Annotated in this window: 18 protein-coding genes; 13 read left to right on the top strand and 5 right to left on the bottom strand. The window is 73.8% G+C overall.

The window, feature by feature from the left end:
- Positions 1 to 261 precede the first annotated feature (261 nt).
- Positions 262 to 1,749 (bottom strand): FAD-dependent monooxygenase, encoded by a 1,488-nt coding sequence (locus tag ACFQRF_RS23625; protein ID WP_379873372.1) that lies wholly within the window; start codon positions 1,747 to 1,749, stop codon positions 262 to 264.
- A gap of 50 nt (positions 1,750 to 1,799) precedes the next feature.
- Between ACFQRF_RS23625 and ACFQRF_RS23620 the strand changes: the two genes are divergently transcribed.
- Together ACFQRF_RS23620 and ACFQRF_RS23615 are read left to right on the top strand one after the other, a co-directional pair.
- Positions 1,800 to 2,453, top strand: a complete 654-nt coding sequence (locus ACFQRF_RS23620) for a TetR/AcrR family transcriptional regulator C-terminal domain-containing protein (RefSeq protein WP_379873371.1) — start codon at positions 1,800 to 1,802, stop codon at positions 2,451 to 2,453.
- Between the two features lie 375 nt (positions 2,454 to 2,828).
- Complete coding sequence (locus tag ACFQRF_RS23615) at positions 2,829 to 3,329, top strand: hypothetical protein (RefSeq protein WP_379873370.1); 501 nt, start codon at positions 2,829 to 2,831, stop codon at positions 3,327 to 3,329.
- Between the two features lie 88 nt (positions 3,330 to 3,417).
- Here the strand turns inward: ACFQRF_RS23615 and ACFQRF_RS23610 are convergent, their stop codons facing one another.
- Entirely contained in the window at positions 3,418 to 5,043 is a 1,626-nt protein-coding gene (locus ACFQRF_RS23610; RefSeq protein ID WP_379873369.1) for an MFS transporter, read from the bottom strand.
- Positions 5,044 to 5,334: 291 nt separating this feature from the next.
- Here ACFQRF_RS23610 and panB point away from each other — a divergent pair, with 291 nt between their 5' ends.
- The 3 genes from panB to ACFQRF_RS23595 all read left to right on the top strand — a co-directional run bounded on the left by panB (position 5,335) and on the right by ACFQRF_RS23595 (position 8,116).
- Positions 5,335 to 6,204 (top strand): 3-methyl-2-oxobutanoate hydroxymethyltransferase, encoded by an 870-nt coding sequence (gene panB, locus ACFQRF_RS23605; RefSeq protein WP_379873368.1) that lies wholly within the window; start codon positions 5,335 to 5,337, stop codon positions 6,202 to 6,204.
- Between the two features lie 133 nt (positions 6,205 to 6,337).
- Positions 6,338 to 7,375, top strand: a complete 1,038-nt coding sequence (locus ACFQRF_RS23600; RefSeq protein WP_379873367.1) for an LLM class F420-dependent oxidoreductase — start codon at positions 6,338 to 6,340, stop codon at positions 7,373 to 7,375.
- A gap of 84 nt (positions 7,376 to 7,459) precedes the next feature.
- Complete coding sequence (locus ACFQRF_RS23595) at positions 7,460 to 8,116, top strand: hypothetical protein (RefSeq protein ID WP_379873366.1); 657 nt, start codon at positions 7,460 to 7,462, stop codon at positions 8,114 to 8,116.
- 42 nt (positions 8,117 to 8,158) lie between these two features.
- Here ACFQRF_RS23595 and npdG read toward each other — a convergent pair whose 3' ends face one another.
- Positions 8,159 to 8,845 carry an NADPH-dependent F420 reductase gene (npdG, locus tag ACFQRF_RS23590; RefSeq protein WP_379873365.1) on the bottom strand — a complete coding sequence of 229 codons (687 nt, stop codon included), beginning with the start codon at positions 8,843 to 8,845 and terminating at the stop codon, positions 8,159 to 8,161.
- A 128-nt stretch (positions 8,846 to 8,973) separates the two neighbouring features.
- Between npdG and ACFQRF_RS23585 the strand changes: the two genes are divergently transcribed.
- Positions 8,974 to 9,576 (top strand): hypothetical protein, encoded by a 603-nt coding sequence (locus tag ACFQRF_RS23585; protein WP_379873364.1) that lies wholly within the window; start codon positions 8,974 to 8,976, stop codon positions 9,574 to 9,576.
- A gap of 497 nt (positions 9,577 to 10,073) precedes the next feature.
- On the opposite strand, the gene ACFQRF_RS23580 is transcribed toward ACFQRF_RS23585, so the two are convergent.
- Entirely contained in the window at positions 10,074 to 10,274 is a 201-nt protein-coding gene (locus ACFQRF_RS23580) for a hypothetical protein (RefSeq protein ID WP_379873363.1), read from the bottom strand.
- Between the two features lie 158 nt (positions 10,275 to 10,432).
- On the opposite strand from ACFQRF_RS23580, the gene map reads away from it, so the two are divergent.
- The 5 genes from map to ACFQRF_RS23555 all read left to right on the top strand — a co-directional run bounded on the left by map (position 10,433) and on the right by ACFQRF_RS23555 (position 16,766).
- A complete protein-coding gene (gene map, locus ACFQRF_RS23575; RefSeq protein WP_379873362.1) occupies positions 10,433 to 11,284 on the top strand; it encodes a type I methionyl aminopeptidase in 852 nt (283 codons plus the stop codon).
- 119 nt (positions 11,285 to 11,403) lie between these two features.
- Positions 11,404 to 12,237, top strand: a complete 834-nt coding sequence (locus ACFQRF_RS23570) for a M55 family metallopeptidase (RefSeq protein WP_379873361.1) — start codon at positions 11,404 to 11,406, stop codon at positions 12,235 to 12,237.
- Complete coding sequence (locus tag ACFQRF_RS23565) at positions 12,230 to 13,660, top strand: M20/M25/M40 family metallo-hydrolase (protein WP_379873360.1); 1,431 nt, start codon at positions 12,230 to 12,232, stop codon at positions 13,658 to 13,660. Before ACFQRF_RS23570 ends, ACFQRF_RS23565 begins: the two co-directional genes overlap by 8 nt.
- Before the next feature lie 98 nt (positions 13,661 to 13,758).
- Positions 13,759 to 15,819 (top strand): prolyl oligopeptidase family serine peptidase, encoded by a 2,061-nt coding sequence (locus ACFQRF_RS23560; RefSeq protein ID WP_379873359.1) that lies wholly within the window; start codon positions 13,759 to 13,761, stop codon positions 15,817 to 15,819.
- Entirely contained in the window at positions 15,816 to 16,766 is a 951-nt protein-coding gene (locus ACFQRF_RS23555; protein ID WP_379873358.1) for a S66 peptidase family protein, read from the top strand. The genes ACFQRF_RS23560 and ACFQRF_RS23555 overlap by 4 nt, the downstream gene beginning before the upstream one ends.
- Before the next feature lie 215 nt (positions 16,767 to 16,981).
- On the opposite strand, the gene ACFQRF_RS23550 is transcribed toward ACFQRF_RS23555, so the two are convergent.
- Positions 16,982 to 17,131 (bottom strand): hypothetical protein, encoded by a 150-nt coding sequence (locus ACFQRF_RS23550; protein WP_379873357.1) that lies wholly within the window; start codon positions 17,129 to 17,131, stop codon positions 16,982 to 16,984.
- Between the two features lie 76 nt (positions 17,132 to 17,207).
- Between ACFQRF_RS23550 and ACFQRF_RS23545 the strand changes: the two genes are divergently transcribed.
- Both ACFQRF_RS23545 and ACFQRF_RS23540 read left to right on the top strand, forming a co-directional pair.
- On the top strand, positions 17,208 to 17,816 hold the full coding sequence (locus ACFQRF_RS23545) for a TetR family transcriptional regulator (RefSeq protein WP_379873356.1): 609 nt from the start codon (positions 17,208 to 17,210) through the stop codon (positions 17,814 to 17,816).
- A gap of 211 nt (positions 17,817 to 18,027) precedes the next feature.
- Positions 18,028 to 18,771: a gamma-glutamyl-gamma-aminobutyrate hydrolase family protein gene (locus ACFQRF_RS23540; protein WP_379873355.1), complete on the top strand. Its 744-nt coding sequence runs from the start codon at positions 18,028 to 18,030 to the stop codon at positions 18,769 to 18,771.
- Positions 18,772 to 18,803: the final 32 nt, after the last annotated feature.

Genomic DNA, 18,803 nt, shown 5'->3' with positions numbered 1-18,803 from the left:
GTCCGCCGGTGGCCCGGTCGCCGACGGCCAAGGCGCAGTTCCGGCCCCCCTTGGCCCGCGCTTCGGCGATGGCCGAGCGCCACGCTTCGGGAGGCGCCGCAGGGTCCGCGCACATCAGCGCCTCCCGCGACGGTCTGAGCAGCCCGGCCTCGAGGCCGGTGTTGGGGATCCCGCCCGGGCTGCGCGGCGGCCCGATGCTCGCGCACGCTCCATGGTGCGACGAGCATGAGCCGAGCTTTCCGTCGACGTCCGCGTTGAGCGCTAGGAGTTCCACCCGGGAATGCCCGTCCGCGCGGGCGATCGCCTCCGCGTCGGCGAGCCGTCGCGGGGGTCGTCGCTCGCCCACGCCACGTGGCCGTCGGGGCGGATGACGGCGGCACGCACGTTCTCCCACCCGGCGGGCGGGTCGTGCAGCGGGGCGCGGTGCGTCGTGAGGGCGGGCTCCGCCGCTCCCTCGGGGGTATCGGCGGTGTCGCCGGCCAGGTCGAGCAGCACCGGCCGCCCCGGGTAAAGCAGTGTGAACAGCGTGGCCTCCGACCCGGCGAACCGCAGGTCGGGGGCGCGCCGGCCGGTGAGCGGGTGGGCGTCGGCTGTCGTGGGCGGGTAGCTGACGGCCAGGCCCGACAACCGCTCGGCGAGTTCCCGCGAGAACTCCGGCACGGTGGCGACGAACCGGCTGAGCAGCGCGCGCAGCGCCTGCCCCTCTTGCGTGAACGCGGTCATCAGCGCGGTCTGCGCCCGGGTACTGAGCAGCAGGTCGGCGCCCACCGGGTGGCGCTCGGCATGGTAGCTGTCCAGCAGGGTGTCCGCCGCCCGGCCGCGCACCGTCGCCGCGAGTTTCCAGCCGAGGTTGGTGGCGTCCTGGATGCCGACGTTGAGTCCGACGCCGCCGGTGGGAAAGTGCATGTGGGCGGCGTCACCGGCGAGGAGGACCCGGCCGGAGCGGTACTGCGCGGCCTGCCGGGTGGCGTTGCCGAACCGGGAGAGCCACTGCGGGTCGCGCATGCCGAAGTCGGTGCCGGCGACGCGCCTGACGGTGGCTCGCAGCTCGTCGAGGGTGAGTTCGCCGGGCCAGTCCGGGCGGATGTTCGTCGGGTCGGAGCCCACGAGCCGGTGTGCTCCGCCGGGCAGCGGCACGATCATCACGCCTCCGTCCGGCGTGCAGGCACTGAAGCCGCCGGCGGCCGGCGGATCGTCGAGCACGACGTCACCGAGCCAGCCCCACACCGTGGCGTCGGTGCCGGGGAAGTCGATCCCCGCCGCCGCGCGCACGGTGCTGCGGGTGCCGTCGCAGCCGACGACGTAGGCCGCCTCCAGGGAGTACGGCCCGGTGGCGCTCTCGGCCCGCACGGTCACCGAGTCGGCGTGCTGGGTCAGGCCGGTGACGCGGTGCCCACGCCGGATCCGCACGCCGAGCGCGAGCGCGCGTTCCTCCAGCAGCTCCTCGGTGTGGGCCTGCGGCAGCACGAGGGTGAAGGGGAAGGGCGTGTCGAGCACGGCGAAGTCCATCCGGTCGTCCAGCCCGCCGAAGTGGCCGTTCGGGAGGCGGACTCCCTCGGCGAGCAGGCGGTCCGCCGCTCCCCGGAAGGCGAGGACCTCGATGGTGCGCGGGTGGATGGTGAGCGCCTTGGAGTGCGGGTCCCGTTCCCGTCGTGCCTCCAGGACGGTGACCGGGACGTCGGCGAGTCGCAGTTCCGCGGCCAGCCAGAGACCGACCGGACCGCCTCCCACGATGATGACCTGCTGCATGAAATTCTCCTTGGTCGGTGACCAATGACGATGGCCAGTAAACTAGGTCAGTGACCAACAAGCAACCGGTGAAGGGCACCCGCCCCCGTCTCGACTCCGCAGCGGTCGTGCGGGCGGCGCTGGACGTGCTGGACGAACAGGGCGCGGACGCCGTGTCGATACGCGGCATCGCCGACCGTCTCGGAGTCCGGATGAACACGGTCCTGTGGCACGCCAAGACCAAGGCACGGCTGCTGGAGCTGATGGCGGACGCGATCCTGGCCGAGGCGGCACTGGAGGACCTGCCCGACGCCTGGCGGAACCGGGTTCGCGAACTCGCGCGCCGCTACCGCCGCGCCTTGCTGTCCCACCGCGACGGCGCGCGGATCGTGGCCGGCACCTACGCGGCCGAGCCGGCGACGCTCCGATTCGCCGACACCATGGTCGCGGCGCTCCTGGCCGGCGGACTCACCGAGCGGGAGGCGGCCTGGGGATGCTGGACCATCGTGTACTTCACCCTGGGCCTGGCCCAAGAGGAGCAGGCGTCCCCGGACGCGGCGGTGGGCCGGCGCTTCACCGGGGCGATCGCCGACAGTGACTATCCCGCGCTGGCCCGGGTCGTCCCGCATATCACGGACCCGTCCTTCGACGACCGGTTCGACTTCGGGCTGTCGCTGATCCTGCGGTCATTGCCGGGGCGGGACGACACGACCGCCTCCGGGTGAGCGAACCGGGACCGCCGCCCGTCACGTCGGTGCCTCCCCGCCGGAAAGGACGGGATCGAACCCTGCTCGGGCCTCGCCGGCATCCGGAGCGGGGCACGAGCGCGCTCCCGGTGTTGCCGGGCGCGATCTCGCGACGGGGCTGCTCTTCTCGCGCGCCGGGGGGCGACCGGCGCGTTCCCCTCGTCGGAGCGCCCTGTCCCACGTGCGGGCTCACCTCCGCGCCCACCTCACGGGCGCGGTGGGCCGACCGGGGCCAACTCCATGGTCCGGCGGGACCATGGACCCCTTCCTCCCCGGTGAGCGCGGCGGTCGGATGGATCCTGGGGAGCCCGGACGGCGGGGTCCCGGCTCCCCGGAGTTCGGAAGGGGGACGCCATGGCCGACACCGCGATGCACCAGCCGACTCGTGAGGAGGTGGCGGGCTACACGGACCGCGTGGGCCAGGTCTTCGCCGCGGGCGACCTGCCCGAGGCCTGGGGCCGGGTCGCCGGCTACCTGATGGTGTGCGACCCGGAGGCACAGACCGTCGTGCAGATCTCCGAGGGCACCCGTCTCAGCGCCGAGGAGGTCGGCGGCATCCTGTGCGCGTTCGCCGGAGCGCGGGCCGTCCAGCAGAACGGCGAGCCGGGCGGGAGGGACACGACGTTCCAGATCCCGCCGCGGGCGCACTGGGAGGAACTGTTCCGCAAGCGCGCCTGGATGGTGCGGGAACTGCGCGACCTGACCGGCGCGGAGCTGGACCTCGTGCACGACCGCGAGGGCCGCGGCCCCGGCCGGCGGCTGCGCGAGCTGCACGACCTGTACTCCCGCGTGGCCGACGGGCTGGAGCGGGCCCGCGAGGGCGGGCAGCCCGGCGCCAAGGTCCCACCGCAGTGAGACGGACCGCCGCGCGTGCGCCGTCCCGGGGCGGGCGGCGCACGCCGTGCCGCCGCCGGGCCCGCTGTGCGGTCGCTTCCCGCTCCGTTCACTCGTCTCGGCGCGGCCGGTTCCCGGCACCGGGGGCGGGGTGGTCCGCCTCGCCGTCTCCCCCCTTGCCGACCGCCGGGCGGTCCGCGCGGGCGCGCGCCGGGGCCGGGGCCCGGGCGCTGTGCCGGGGCAGCCACACCAGCACGATCACCATGTTGAGGATGCCGATGGCGAGCGAGCACAGCGCCGCCAAGTGCATCCCCGACAGGAACGCCTCCTTGGCCGGCGCCACCAGGTGCTCGCCGGCCGGCCCCAGGCCGCGCGCGACCACGAGGGTCGCCTCGATCGACTCGGCCGCCGGCTGCCGGACCGCCGCCGGGAGGTCGTGGAGCAGCGGCTCGATCCGGCCACGGTACACGGTGGAGACGACCGCGCCGAGCACCGCCACGCCCAGCGCGGTGGCGACCTGACGCACCGTGTTCTGCACGGCGGAGGCGGCGCCGGCGCTCTCGCGGGGCACCGAGGACATGATCGACTCGGTCGCGGGCGGCATCACCAGGGCCATGCCGGTGCCCTGCGCGAAGAAGACGGCCTCGATCATCCATACCGGGGTGTCGACGGAGGCCAGCGCGTAGCAGCCCAGGGCGGCGGAGGCGATCGCGATACCGGTGGCGCACACCGCCTTGGGGCCGAACCTCGCGACGAGGAACGGGCTGAGCGGCGCGACGAGAAGCTGCGCGAGCGCGACCGGGATCACCAGCAGACCGGCGTGCAGCGGCGTGAACGCGCGCACGCTCTGCCAGTAGAAGTTCATGAAGAACAGCACGCCGGACAGCGCGAAGAACATCAGCATGATCGCCGCGACCGCCACCGCCAGGCGCGGGTTGCGGAACAGCCGTACGTCCAGCGCCGGGTGGTCGCTGCGCGCCTCGTGGACGACGAAGGCCGCGAGGACCGCCAGGCCCGCGAGCAGGGAGCCGTAGACGTCGGGGTCGGCCAGCGAGGCGCGTTCGCCCGCGCCGATGATGCCGTAGACGAGCAGCACCAGGCCGACGACGGAGAGCAGCACGCCGAGCGGGTCCAGCCGGCGGGGCGCCTCGTTGCGCGACTCCGGGACCAGGAACGCCATGAGCAGCAGGCCCACCGCGACGATCGGCACGTTGATCAGGAAGACCGACCCCCACCAGAAGTGCTCCAGCAGCAGGCCGCCCAGCGGCGGACCGATGCCCAGCGCGAGCCCGACCGCGCCGGACCAGATGCCGATGGCGCGGCCCCGTTCGGCCGGGTCGAACACGTTGGTGATGATGGAGAGCGTCTGCGGCATGATCGCCGCGCCGCCGAATCCCATGAGCGCGCGGGCGAGGATGAGCTGGTCGGGGCTCTGGGCGTACGCCGACGCGAGCGAGCCGATGCCGAAGATCGCCAGACCCGTCATCAGGATCCGTTTGCGGCCGAGCCGGTCGCCCACGACGCCCCAGGTGAAGAGCAGGCTCGCGAACACCAGGGTGTAGGAGTTGATCGCCCACGCGAGCTGGCTCTGGCTGGCGCCCAGCCCCTCCCCGGGGTCGGAGATGACGCGCAGCGCGACGTTCAGGATGGTGTTGTCGAGCACCGCCACCAGCAGGCTGATGACCAGCACGCCCAGGATGACCCAGCGCCTCGGATGTCCCCCCGGGTGGTCCACGGCTCCTCCATGACGACGTCGGGCAACGGGCCCGCGCGGACGTCGCGAACCCGTTCCCCGCGCAGCGGACCCGCCCCTTTGTCCCTGCTCCCCCACGCCGAATCCAACCCTCCGGGCCGCGGAATTCATCCGCTCGCGGTTCCCGCCGGGGCGGGGCCGCCTCGGCTACGGCCTGGACGCGCGTGCGAAAATGGCGATACCGGCCGGTACCACGAACCCCGCGGTCCGGCACCGTTACCGACTACGTCCGGGGACGCCGTTCGGCGCTTCGAGACGACGGAGGAAACGCACATGAGCACCACCACGTCCGCCCCACGCTCCGCAGCCGCCCAGGCCGGCTCCCTCGCGTTGTACGGCGGAACATCGACCCGGCGGGTGACCGTCCGCGACATCGCCCTGGCCAAGGAGCGCGGTGAGCGCTGGCCGATGCTGACGGCGTACGACGCCCTGACCGCCCGCGTCTTCGACGAGGCGGGCATCCCGGTCCTGCTCGTCGGCGACTCGGCCGCCATGGTCGTCTACGGCCACGACTCCACCATCCCCGTCACCGTTGACGACCTCGTGCCGCTCACGGCCGCGGTCGCCCGCGCCACGCGGCGCGCGCTCGTCGTCGCGGACCTGCCGTTCGGCTCCTACCAGGCGTCGCCGGCGCAGGCGCTGGACTCCGCGGCCCGGCTCATGAAGGAGGGCGGCGCCCAGGCGGTCAAGCTGGAGGGCGGTACCCGGGTCGCCGCGCAGGTGGAGGCGCTGGTGGCGGCGGGGATCCCGGTCATGGGCCACCTCGGTCTCACCCCGCAATCGGTGCACACGCTCGGCGGCTACCGGGTGCAGGGGCGCGGGGAGGCCGCGGCGGCGCTGCTCGCCGACGCCAAGGAGCTGGAGCGGGCCGGGGCGTTCTCGCTGGTCCTGGAATGTGTACCGGCCGAACTCGCCAGCCGGGTCACCGCCGAGGTCGGCATCCCCACCATCGGGATCGGCGCGGGCTCCGGCACCGACGCGCAGGTCCTGGTCTGGCAGGACATGGCCGGGCTGAGCCCCCGGGTGGCGAAGTTCGTCAAGACCTACGCCGACCTCGCCGGCACGCTGACCGAAGCCGCGCGCAGCTACGCCGAAGAGGTCGTGTCGGGAGCGTTCCCGGACCCGGAGCATTCCTACAGCTGAGCCGATGCTCGGCCGACCGCCCCGGTGGCCCGCCACCGGGGCGGTCGCGTGTGCGCGGAGCCCTCGAACCCGGATGCTACTCAACGGTAATATGAGGCGATTCCGGAGCCGGGCGACTGGGAAGGCGACCGACATGCGCATCTCCATGCCGATGGACTACGCGGGCGATCCGAAACGGTCGGTGGACCAGGTCGTGGAACTGGAGAAGGCGGGCCTCGACACGGTCTGGGTCGCCGAGGCGTACGGGTTCGACAGCCCCACCCTGATGGGTTATCTGGCCGCACGGACGGAGCGGGTGAACATCGGCGCGGGAATCCTGCCCGTGTACACGCGCACCCCCACCCTGATCGCGCAGACCGCCGCCGGACTGGACCACCTCTCCGGTGGCCGTGCCGTCATCGGCCTCGGCGCGAGCGGCCCGCAGGTCATCGAGGGGTGGCACGGCGTCCCCTACACCCGGCCGCTCGCCCGCACCCGCGAGGTGGTCGAGATCTGCCGCAAGGTGTGGGCCCGCGCCGAACCGCTCACCCACGAGGGCGCCGTCTTCACTCTTCCACTGCCCGCCGGCCAGGGCACCGGCCTCGGCAAGCCCTTGAAGATCATCAACCACCCCGTCCGGCCGCGCATCCCCATCTACGTCGCCTCGCTCGGCGAGAAGAACGTCGAGATGACCGCCGAGATCGCCGACGGGTGGCTGCCGGGCCTCTTCATCCCGGAGAAGGCCGACCTGGTGTGGGGCGCCGCGCTGGCGGCCGGCCGCGCCCGCCGCGACCCGGCTCTCGGCCCGCTGGCGATCTCGGCCGGCGGCATGCTCGCGATCGGCGAGGGCGAGCGGACCCGGCGGCTGCTCGACCTCGCCCGCCCGAAGATCGCGCTGTACGTGGGCGGAATGGGCGCGAAGGGCCGCAACTTCTACAACGCGCTGGCCCGCCGGTACGGCTACGAGGAGGCCGCCGAACGGATCCAGGACCTCTACCTGGCCGGCCGCAAGGAGGAGGCCGCGGCGGCCGTCCCGCAGGAGATGGTGGAGCTGACCAACCTGGTCGGCCCGGAGGGCTACGTCCGGGAACGCGTCGAGGCGTTCCGCGCCGCGGGCGTCACCCACCTCGACGTGACCCCGGTGGCCGACGACCCGGTGCGGCTGGTCGAGAAGGTGGCCGGATGGTTGTAGCGCCGCGCACCCGCAGCACGGCCTCCCGGCCATCGGGCCGCGGGGGACGGGCGCCCCGCCGATGCGCGCTCCTCAGGAAACCGGATGCGCCTGCGGCTCCGTGAACACCGCCCCCGGCTGGACGGCCGCGTCCACCGGGTGCTCCAGCCGCGGTCCCCCCTCGAACAGACCGTGCTCGCCGACGTCGTCGGGCGCTGGACCCCGCTGGTCGGCGACCAGGACGGGCTCGCACGGCTGGCTGCGCTGTTCGCGCTCGCCGCCCGATCCCGCTTCAGCGTGCTCTACGTCCCGCTGCGGCAGAACCGGAAGCTGGCCGACTGGGCGTTCGCCGCGAACGCCCTCGACCTGGTGCTGGTGCACCATTCCCTGGGGCTGCGGCGTTCGGCGTGGCCGGAGCTGCGCCGCCGGCTGGGCACCGGGCGCCCGATCACCGTCGACACCGACGAGCACCGCTGGCAGCACGTGCGGCTCACCGCAGAGCGGTGGACGCACGCCGACTTCCGGGACCGGCTGCTGCCTGCGGCGCACGCGGAGACGCTGTTCCTGGCCGGCAGCCGGCCGGTGTTCCGGGACGCCGCCGGCGAACTGGCGTGGGCGGCCGGCAACGGCCACCGTCACCGGCGGGGCCGGCGCGGCCTGCCGGTGGGATTGACGTCGCTCACTCCGTTAGTGGAACCGCGGGCCGGCCGGGAACTGGACGTGGTGTACCTGGACACCCGGGCCGGCCGCTCCCTGCGATGAGCGGCCGACGGCCGAGCCGACGGCCGCATTCGGCCCCCGGGGTCAGACGTCCGTGATCCGCAGCCCCGCGTGCGCCTTGTACCGGCGGTTGATGGAGATGAGGTTCGCGGTGAACGCCTCGATCTGGTGGGCGTTGCGCAGGCGACCGCCGTAGATGCCGCGGACGCCCGGGATGCGGGCGGCCAGGGCGCGGACGGTGTCGGTGGCCGCACGGTCGTCGCCGAGGACGAGAACGTCGAGGTCGACCTCCGCGACCTCCGGGTCGAGGAGCACGACCGCCGACACATGGTGGAAGGCGGCCACCACCCGGCTGTCGGGGAGGACGGCCGCCGCCTGCTGCGCGGCGCTGCCCTCGGGCACGGCCAGCGCGTAGGCGCCCCGCTTGTCGAAGCCCAGCGGGTTGACGCAGTCGACCACGATCTTGCCGGCCAGCCGGTCGGCGAGCGCGACGAGCAGGTCGCGGTGGCCGTCCCAGGGCACGGCGACGATGACGACGTCCCCCTGCTCGGCCGCGGCGGCGTTGTCGAGCCCCGTCACCGGGAGACCCTCGCCCAGGTCCGCGGCGGCGGCCTGGGCGCGTTCGGCGCTCCGGGAGCCGATGACCACCTCGTGCCCGGCGAGGGCGAACCGCCGGGCCAGGCCGCGCCCCTGGTCGCCGGTGCCGCCCAGGACCGCGATCCGCAGTCCGGACACGTCCGGGGTGTCGTGCGGTGTTTTCTGGTCTGCCATGCTCCGCATCATTCCAGCCGCACGCCGGCGGCGCGTGCCGGCCCGCCCCCGTACCGGCCGAAGGCCGGGACGCGAACGGGAAACGGTTTGCGCGACATCACTGCGCGCGACCGGCCGGGTACGGCACCATGGGGTGCGTGGAAGCCGAGCACGTAGCGAGACTCCGCGAGCTCCTCGTCGCCACCCCCTGGCTGGAACGCACCGAGGAGTTCGCCCGCGCCCTGCGCGACACCCGTGAGGCCGGCGGGCTGCTGCTCGTGGGCACCCCCGAGGACGAGCCCTGGCATCTGGCGGCGCACCTCGCCGACGAGAGCCGTTACGCCGGGCTGCCGCAGCTCTCCCCCACCCTGCTGCGCTGGAATCCCGCGCCCGACGCCCCCGCGCACCTGCGGATCGGCCTGGACCGGCTCGCCGAGGCACGGCGCGGCGAGACGCTGTTCGTGGTCAGCCCAGAGCAGGAGGCGCCCGTCCCGCTGCTGGAGCGGGTGGACGACGCACGGCGCACCGGGGCGACCATCCTCGCCCTGGACCAGGGCGATCCGGAGCTGGCCTCCCTCGCGCACGACGCGATCAGCCTCGACCCCGCCCGTGCGCCGCTGTCGTTCGAGGGGGTCCAGCATCTGGTGAGCAGCGCCGCCGGCATGCCCGGGGAACGACGACCACGCCAGAGCCTGCGCGACCGCATCCACCGGTTCCTCGACGTGGTGAGCGGCCCGCGGATCCTGGACTGACCAGAGCGGCGAGCCGCCGAGCGTCCGGAGCCGCCGACGCCATCGCCGAAGCCCTCTCGCGTCGGCGGCGAAGGGAAGCGAGAAGGCGAGCGCGACCACAAACACCGAGCGGCGAGCCGCCGAGCGCCCGGAGCCGCCGACGTCCCCTGGCGAAGCCCTCTCGCGTCGGCGGCGAAGGGAAGCGAGAAGGCGAGCGCGACCACAAACACCGAGCGGCGAGCCGCCGAGCGCCCGAAACCGCCGACGCCAACGGCCGAAGGCCCACCGCGTCGGCGGCGAAGGGAAGCGAGAAGGCGAGCGCGACCACAAACACCGAGCGGCGAGCCGCCGAGCGCCCGAAACCGCCGACGGCGGAGGAAAGCGAGAAGGCCGGACCATGCCGTGCCGTTGGCCGTGTTCGGCTGCTCGCTCCGGCGGGGTGCGGCTTCTGGCGTAGGGCGTTGGCCGTCGTTGGCCGGCCGGCCGGTGGGTGTTCGTGGCCGCGGCCCTCTGCCGGTTCAGTCCTCTTCGTCCTGCTCGTCCCACCGCTCGTTGCGCCGGGCAACGGTGGCCAGCGCGTCGCCGGCCGCCGCCTCGTCCGGGTAGGGCCCGAGCCGGTACTTGTTCGGGCAGCCGGGGCCGTACTCGGGACGGTTGTGCTTCAGGCAGAACCACCACCGGTGGTCGCCGTCGGGGGTGGTGCCGTCGCGGTCACTCATGCGTTCGCTACCTCCTGCGCCAAGTGCCGCCGGCCGCCGGGTGGAACGGCCGGTTCCACCCGGCTCCTACCCGCCGGCGGCCGGCCGCCCACCTGTGCAGGGCCCCCGCCCGCGCAGCCCGGCAGCCGTGGTCGCGGCGCTGGCTACACTCTGTCTCCATGACTACTCCGCTGGTTCCCGGGCGCCTGTCGCCACCACGTTCGGTCCCCTCTCACATCGAACGGCCGGAGTACGTCGGGCGGAAGCGGCCGACCGAGGGTGTGCTCGGTGACGTCCAGAGCGCGGAGACCATCGAGGCCATGCGGATCGCGGGCCGCATCGCCGCCCAGGCTCTGGAGGAGGTCGGCAGACACGTCCGGCCGGGGGTGACCACGGACGAACTCGACCGCATCGGCCATGAGTTCCTGTGCGACCACGGCGCCTACCCGAGCCCGCTCGGGTACAAGGGCTTCCCCAAGTCGCTGTGCTCCTCGCTGAACGAGGTCATCTGCCACGGCATCCCCGACGACACCGTGATCTCCGACGGCGACATCATCAACATCGACATCACCGCCTACATCCACGGCGTGCACGGCGACACCAACGCCACCTTCCTCGCCGGGAACGTGGACGAGGAGTCCCGGCTGCTGGTCGAGCGCACCCGCGAGGCGACGATGCGCGGCATCCGGGCCTGCCGGCCGGGGCGGCAGATCAACGTCATCGGGCGGGTCATCGAGTCCTACGCCCGGCGGTTCGGCTACGGGGTGATCCGCGACTTCACCGGCCACGGGGTCGGGCCGGAGTTCCACTCCGGGCTCATCGTGCCGCACTATGACGACCCGCGCGCGGACACCGTCATGGTGCCGGGGATGACGTTCACCATCGAGCCCATGATCACGCTCGGCGGGATCGGTTACGACCTGTGGGACGACGGCTGGACCGCCGTCACCGCCGACCGCAGCCGCACCGCCCAGTTCGAGCACACCCTCGTGATCACCGAGGACGGCGCGGAGATCCTCACGCTGCCGTAGCCCCAGGTCCACGCGGGAACGCGCGCCCCGTCGCCTCACGAGTCCCACGAGACACGGCGGCAACAGGCTCTAGCGGAACAGGTGCGCCGCACTGGCCGGAAGGCATAGGGTCGGGCCCCGTGAAGATCCTCATCTCTGCCGACATGGAGGGCGCGACCGGGGTCACCTGGCCCGCCGATGTCGAACCGGGGACCGAGCAGTGGCAGCGTTGCCGCGCGATGTTCACCTCAGACGTCAACGCCGCCGTGGCGGGCTTCCTCGCCGGCGGCGCCACCGAGGTGGTGATCAACGAGGCGCACGCCACCATGCGCAACCTGCTGCTGGAGCGGCTGGACGAGCGGGCCGTCATGCTGACCGGGCGGCACAAGGACCTCAGCATGGTCGAGGGCGTGCAGCGCGGGGACGTCGACGGGGTCGCGTTCCTGGGGTACCACGCCGGCGCGGGGGCCGAGGGCGTGCTCGCCCACACCTACCTGCCCAATTCGGTCACGGGCGTGTGGCTGGACGGCACGCCGGCCAGCGAGGGATACCTGAACTCCCGGGTCGTCGCCGAGTACGGGGCGCCGGTCGTCCTGGTCACCGGCGACGACCGCGCCTGCCAGGACGCGGCGAGCTACGCGCCCGAGGCCCGCACCGTCGCCGTCAAGGAGTACGTGTCGCGGTACGCCGCCGTCTGCCGCCCGCCCGCGCGCACCTCGGCCGACATCCGGGCCGCGGCCGAGTCCGCCATGGCGCTGGCCGGACGGCGCGATCCGGTCCGCCACGACCCGCTCACCGTCGAGGTCGAGGTGGACGCCGCGCACCTGGTCGGCGCCGCCGCGCTGGTGCCGGGTGTCCGGCAGGTCGCCGAACGGCGCGTCCGCTACACCGCGCGGGACGCCTATGCGATGATCCGCTGCTTCAAGGCCGTCATGACCCTCATATCGAACGCGGTGGAATCCAACTATGGCTGACGTAACGCCTCCGTGGCCGGGAACGGGAGACACGCCTCCGTGGCCGGGAACGGACGACACGGCGCCCGGCGCCTCCGGCGATGACTGGGCGATCACGGACGAGGAGGTCGTGCGCTTCACCTCCGACCTCATCCGGATCGACACGACCAACCGCGGCGGTGGCGACTGCCGCGAGCGCCCGGCGGCCGAGTACGTCGCCGAGCGGCTCGCCGACGCCGGGCTGGCGCCGCGGATCCTGGAGTCGGCCCCCGGCCGGGCCAACGTGGTGGCGCGCGTCCCCGGGTCGGATCCGGCCGCGCCGGGCCTGCTCGTCCACGGCCACCTCGACGTGGTGCCGGCCGACCCGGCCAACTGGCGGGTTCCGCCGTTCTCCGGCGAGGTCCGCGACGGCATGGTGTGGGGGCGCGGCGCGCTCGACATGAAGAACGCCGACGCGATGGTGCTCGCCCTGGTGCGGGCGTGGGCCCGCACCGGGCGCCGCCCGAAGCGCGACATCGTGCTGGCGTTCACCGCCGACGAGGAGGACAGCGCCGCCTACGGAGCCGAGTGGCTGGTGCGCGAGCACCCCGGCGAGTTCGAGGGGTGCACCGAGGGCATCAGCGAGTCGGGCGGCTACACGCACCACGCGCGGACCGTGTCCGGGCGGCCGGTGCGGCTGTACCCGGTGGGTGCGGGCGAGCGCGGCTCGGCGTGGCTGCGGCTGACCGCCCACGGCACGGCCGGGCACGGCTCGCGGCGTAATCCCGACAACGCGGTCGGTGCGCTGGCCGGCGCGGTGGCGCGGATCCACGAGCACCGCTGGCCGATCCGGCTCACCCCGGTGACCCGCGCGGCGATCACCGAGATCGGCGCGGCCGTGGGTGTGAAGGTGGACCTGGACTCTCCCGGCTTCGTCGCGGAGCGGGACCTGGACGCGCTGCTGGAGCGGCTGGATCCCACGTCCCGGCTGGTCGCCGGCACGGTGCGCAACAGCGCCAACCCCACCATGCTGGACGCCGGGTACAAGGTGAACGTGATCCCGGAGTCGGCGTCGGCCGGGATCGACGGCCGGGTGCTGCCGGGGGCGGCGCGGGAGTTCGAGGAGACCCTGGACGAGCTCACCGGACCGGCCGTGGAGTGGGCGTACCAGCACCGCTCCGATCCGCTCGTCTCGCCGGTGGAGTCGCCGACGTTCGCCGCGATGCGTTCGGCCCTGCTCGCGCACGATCCCGGCGCCCATGTGGTGCCGGTCTGCCTGAGCGGCGGGACCGATGCCAAGCAGTTCGCCGCGCTCGGCATCACCGGCTACGGGTTCACGCCGCTGCGGCTGCCCGCGGATCTCGACCACGGCACGCTCTTTCACGGCGTCGACGAGCGCGTCCCGGTGGACGCGCTCCGGTTCGGGGTGCGCGTGCTGGACCGGTTCTTGACGTCTGTCGACTGACCGGCGTCCCTTCTCATCGTGCCGCCGCCGTCGGCGGCGGCCGTCCGCCATCCGCCCCCGCTCCCGCCATCGGGAGACCAGGAACAGGAAGGACCCGGATGAGCAAGAGACCCCTGAGGCACGGCTCGTGGCCGTCCCCCATCGGCGCAGGCGCCGTCGCACGGCACGACGGCATGCCGAACTGGCCCACGGCTGTCGGTGAGGAGGTGTGGTGGACGGAGCCGCGCCCGGCGGAAAAGGGCCGGGTGACCCTGCGCCGGGCGCGATTGGACCTGCCCGGGCTGCCGGCCGAGACGGTGCTGCCCGCACCGTGGAACGTGCGCAGCCGGGTGCACGAGTACGGTGGCCGGCCCTACGCCCTGGTCCGCGGCGCGGCCCCGGACGCCGGCCCGATCGTGGTGTTCAGCGAGTTCTCCGACCAGCGCCTCTACCGGTGCGAGCCCGGTCCGCTGCGCGACGCGGCGCCGGCCGGTTCGGGCGGGGCGCCCACCGTGCGCCCGTTGACGCCGGAGCCGGAGATCCGGGCGGGCGTCCGGTACGTGGAGCCCATCGTGCCGCCGGGCCGCGACGAGGTCTGGTGCGTCCGGGAGACGCATCTCGGCCCGAACCCGACGGACGTGGAGCGCGACATCGTCGCGGTGCCGCTGGACGGCTCGGGCGCGGACCGGCCGGAGGCGATCCGCCGGGTCGCCGCCGGGCAGCGGTTCCTCGCCTGCCCGAGGGTCTCGCCGTCGGGAGACCGGCTGTCCTGGATCGGCTGGGACCATCCCGACATGCCGTGGGACTCCACCCGGCTGTACGTGTGCGACCTGTCGGCCGACGGCCGGGCCGGCGAGGTCCGCACCGTGGCCGGCGGGCCGGGGGAAGCGGTGGTCCAGGCCGAGTGGGGCGCGGACGGCACGCTCTACTGCGTCACCGATCCCGACGGCTGGTGGAACCCGCACCAGATCGGTTTCGCCGCCGACGGCGGCGCCGAGCGGGCGCCGGTCAACCTGGCCCGGCGCGAGGAGGAGTTCGGCGGGCCGCTGTGGCAGCTGGGCAGCTCGTGGCTGCGCCCGCTGCGCGACGGCCGGATCGCGGTGGTGCACGGCCGCGCGACGACCGCGCTGGGGGTGCTCTCCCCCGACTCCGGGGCGATCGCCGACGTCACGACCCCGCACACCGAGTGGTTCGGCCGGCTGACCTCGGGGGGTGCGGCGGATTCCTGGGTGATCGGGGTGGCCGCCGCCGCCACGCTGCCGGCCGAGATCGTGGCGGTCTCCACGGTCACCGGGGAGTGGCGGTCGCTGACCCGGCCGCGTGACGGCGACCTTCCCGACGAGCCGTTCGCCGACTTCCTGCCGCGGCCGAAGGCCCGGACGTTCAGGGGCGAGGGCGGCCGGGAGGTGCACGCCAACGTGTACCTGCCGCACCATCCGACCGTCACCGGGCCGGAGGGCGTGGCCCCGCCGTTCGTGATCTTCGTGCACGGCGGCCCGACCAGCCGGGCGCCGATGGTGCACGATCTGGAGATCGCCTATTTCACCAGCCGTGGAATCGGGGTGGCCGAGGTCAACTACGGTGGCTCCACCGGGCACGGCCGCGCCTACCGGGAGCGGCTGCGGGAGAACTGGGGCGTGGTGGACGTCGCCGACTCGGTTGCGGTGGCGCGGTCGCTGACGGATGAGGGGACCGCGGACCCGGCTCGGACGGCGATCAGGGGCGGCAGTGCCGGCGGCTGGACGACGGCGGCTGCGCTGACGTTCACGGACGTGTTCGCGTGCGGCACCATCCAGTACCCGATCCTGGACCTGGCCGGGTGGCGGACCGGGGAGACGCACGACTTCGAGTCGCAGTACCTGGAGAGCCTGGTCGGCCCGTGGCCCCGGGAACGGGCGCGCTACGAGGAGCGGTCCCCGGTCAACCACGCCGAGCGGATCACCGCGCCGTTCGTCCTCCTGCAGGGGCTGGAGGACGAGATCTGCCCGCCCGTGCAGTGCGAGCGCTTCCTGGAGCGCATCGCCGGGCGGGTCCCGCACGCCTACCTGACGTTCGAGGGCGAGCAGCACGGGTTCCGTCAGGAGGCCACGATCGTGGCCGCGCTGCACGCCGAACTGTCGCTGTACGCCCAGGTGTTCGGGTTCGAGACGGATGCGCCGGCCCTGGAGCTGCGGCGGTGACCGCGGGCGCGGGCCCGAGCCCGCGGATCGCCCGGCCGCCGCGGTTGCGGCCCGGCGACCGGGTGGCGGTGGTGGCCCCGTGCAGTCCGCCGACGCCCGAACGGCTGGTGGCGGCGTGCGAGGTGATCGCCGGCTGGGGGCTGGAGGTGGTGCTGGGCCGGCACGTGCACGACCGGCATCCGCGCTTCGGCTATCTGGCCGGGCTCGACGCGGACCGGGCCCGCGACCTTCAGGACGCGTGGCTGGACCCGGAGGTCGCGGCGGTGCTGTGCGCTCGCGGCGGCGACGGCGCGCACCGGACCGTCGACCTGCTCGACTTCACCGCGATGCGCCGCGCGCGGCCCAAGGCGCTGGTGGGCTACAGCGACGTGACCGCGCTGCACGAGGCGTTCGCGACCGAGCTCGGCGTGGTCACGGTGCACGGTCCGGTGATCGCCAGCCGGGATTTCCTGGAGGACGCCCGGACACCGGCGGAGCTGCGCGTCACGCTGTTCGAGCCGGAGTCGCGGCTGGAGCTGACCTCGCCGGGTGCCACCACGCTGGTGCCCGGCCGGGCGCGCGGCGTCACGATCGGCGGCAACCTCAGCCTGCTGAACGATGGGGTGGCCACCCCGCACAGCCGGGCGTCGGCGGCCGGCGGCATCCTGCTGCTGGAGGACGTCGGTGAGGACGTGTCGCGCATCGACCGGATGCTCACCCAGCTGCTGCGCAGCGGCTGGATGCGCGGGGTGGCGGGCATCGCTCTCGGTTCGTGGCAGGACTGCACGCCGGACCTGGAGGTGATCCGCGACCTGATGCTGGAGCGGCTCTCCCCGCTCGGCGTTCCGGTGGTGTGGGAGCTCGGGTTCGGGCACTGCCCGAGTCAGCTCACCGTCCCGCTGGGTGTGCCGGCCGTCCTGGACGCCGACCGGGCCGTGCTGACACTGGACCGGCCGGCGCTGACCTGACCGGCCGATCGGGCGCCCCGGCCATCGGCCGGGGCGCCCTTCGTGCCGCCGGACGTGTGGCGGTGCGGCCGGACGTGGCCGGATTCCGGACTCGCGCCCGCTGCGGTCTCACCATTGGCGCCCGCCGACGAGGTGACCGGCGCCCGCACGGTGGATGCGCTCGGCTCGTGGGCGCCGGGAGCCGCTCGGCCCCGAGCGCTGCGACGGAACGGCGGTCACCGCTCTACGCGGCGTTTCAGCGCCCGGTTGAAGGCGGCGAACCCCTCGTCGCCCCCGCGCGGTCCTTCCTTGACCAGCCGGGCCAGCAGCCCGCTGAAGTGCTCCCGGTGCGTCAGCCTCGTTCCGCCGTCGTTCGCACGCCGCACAACCTAGCGCCGTCCTACACTGAGTACAATTTTGTACCCAGTACATGATTGCAGTGGTGACGGCTATACTTCCCGCGTGCACACCGAAGTCGGCGACTCGCGCGACGTGGGACTGCGAGCCAGCAAAAAGGCACTGACCTGGCGGACGATCCGCGCCACAGCCCTGGCCCTGTTCGAGGAACGCGGGTTCGACGCGGTCACCATCGACGAGATCGCCGCCGCGGCCAACGTCGCACGCGGGACGTTCTTCAACTACTTCGAAAGCAAAGAAGCCGTCGTCGTCACCTACGACGCGCACGAGGCCGAGGTCCAGCGCCGCCTACTGGAACAGCGGCCGGCGGACGAGCCACTGTGGGACTCACTGGTGGCGGTCATCCTCGGTTACCTCGCCGAGTTCGAGGCGCAGATCATCGTGCACCTGCGCCTCAAAGCGGACTCGCCCACCCTCTCCCGGTCCGCCCGGCCGATGACGCAGCGGCTGGTGGCCGACCTGCGCACATGGGCGCTCGAACGCCATCCCCATGTGCCCGAGCCGGAGATCATGCTGATGATCAACGTCGCGGTCACCGCCCTCGGGACCGGCGTGCACTACTGGCGGACCGACCAGCCCGCGGCGGACCGGATCGCCGCGGTGCGCGCGATGCTGGACCGCGTCGGCGCCGGCCTGGCGGCCCCCGGTGGATGACGTCGCGGCGGCAGGCCGCGAACCGCGGAGTCGATACGCGGACGGGCGCGCCTGCCGTCCGGCGGAGCGCGTCCCGCCGGGTCGCGTCGGCGGGACCGGTTTACGGTGACGCGCGTCGCGCGCGGCGGCCGGGGTAGCGGGCCGACCGGACGCGCCGCCGCACGACGGGAGGCGGACGGCCCGTAGCCGTGCGAACGGGAGGGAGCACACTGTGATCACCGGACGGCCGGTCATCGGCATCTCGTGCTACTCGCAGGACGCGCGCTGGGGCACGGTGTGGGACATGCCCGCCGCGCTGCTGCCCTGGTCCTATGTCGACGCCGTGGCCGCGACCGGAGCGGTGCCGGTGCTGCTCCCGCCGGTGGCGGACGCCGGTGCGGCGGTGCCACGGCTGGACGGCCTGGTGCTGGCCGGCGGTGGGGACATCTCCCCCGCCCGCTACGGTGCGCCGGCCATCGCGCACACCACGGGCGTTCAGGACCGCCGCGACACCGCCGAGGCCGGCCTGCTGGCCGCCGCCCTGCGGCTGGGCGTGCCCGTTCTGGGCGTCTGCCGTGGCATGCAGCTCCTGGCCGTCGCCCGAGGCGGAACGCTGCACCAGCACCTCCCGGACGTGGTCGGCCATGCCGGCCACTGCCCGACGCCCGGCGCCTTCGGCCGCCATCCGGTCACCGTCGCCGCCGGGAGCCGCCTCGCCGTGGTCCTCAGCCGGACCGAGCTGTCGGTCCCCACCTACCACCACCAGGCGGTCGCCGCCCCGGGACGCGACGTTACGGCCACCGCGTGGCACCCGGACGGCACGGTCGAGGCGCTGGAGTACACCGACCGTGCCGACGTGATCGGCGTGCAGTGGCACCCGGAGATGGGCGAGGACCCGAGCCTGTTCGCGTGGCTGACCGAACGCGCGTCGACACGGGCGGTGGGCGCGGCCACCGTCGAGGCGGGGGCGGAGTGAACCCGGCGGCCGACCGCCAGGGAGGTGTCCCC

It is taken from the genome of Marinactinospora rubrisoli, assembly GCF_042664915.1.
Taxonomy (GTDB): Bacteria; Actinomycetota; Actinomycetes; order Streptosporangiales; family Streptosporangiaceae; genus Marinitenerispora; species Marinitenerispora rubrisoli.
Note: the sequence above shows the minus strand (reverse complement) of the source record. Positions and strands in the feature narration are given on the sequence as shown.